This is a genomic window from Neisseria sp. P0019.S002, assembly GCF_051957155.1.
Classification (GTDB): domain Bacteria; phylum Pseudomonadota; class Gammaproteobacteria; order Burkholderiales; family Neisseriaceae; genus Neisseria; species Neisseria perflava.
The window spans coordinates 1-497 of record NZ_JBQCWS010000072.1 but is presented as its reverse complement, the minus strand read 5'-3'; the positions used below and the strand labels follow the sequence as shown (position 1 = coordinate 497).

Below are 497 nucleotides of genomic sequence, written 5' to 3'. Positions count from 1 at the left end.
ATCAGCGCCATTAGAAGTACCGTCAGCTTTAGCAGAATGGCCTACGGCAACGTCAGCAGCTTGCTTAGCAGTTGCACCTTTACCTTGAGCGATAGAGTTATTGCCAGCAGCTTTAGATTGAGTACCCAAAGCGATAGAGTTGTTACCGATTGCTTTAGCAGCAGAACCGGCTTTATTACCGAAATTACCATCCATCGCACCGCCAATAGCTACAGAATTTTCACCTGTTGCTTGAGCAGATGCACCACCAGCAAATGAGCCTGTGCCATTAGCTTTAGACAACACGCCGATAGCGGTAGCACGGTGAGCAGTTGATTCAGCATAAGCACCGACACCAATTGCGTTATCACCTCTAGAAACTGATTTAGTACCGACAGCAATGTAGTTATTGTTAGACGCAGTGGCAGTTTGACCCACAGCAATAGAGTTAGACTGAGCAGCAGTAGCGTTAGAACCTACAGCAACTGCAGCTTCTTTATTGGCTTGCGCATATGGAC

The 497-nt window shown here is 47.1% G+C and carries 1 pseudogene; it reads right to left on the bottom strand.

Annotated features, from left to right (window positions below):
- Window positions 1-497: pseudogene (locus tag ACTHTY_RS11620) on the bottom strand (hypothetical protein); the annotation flags it as partial.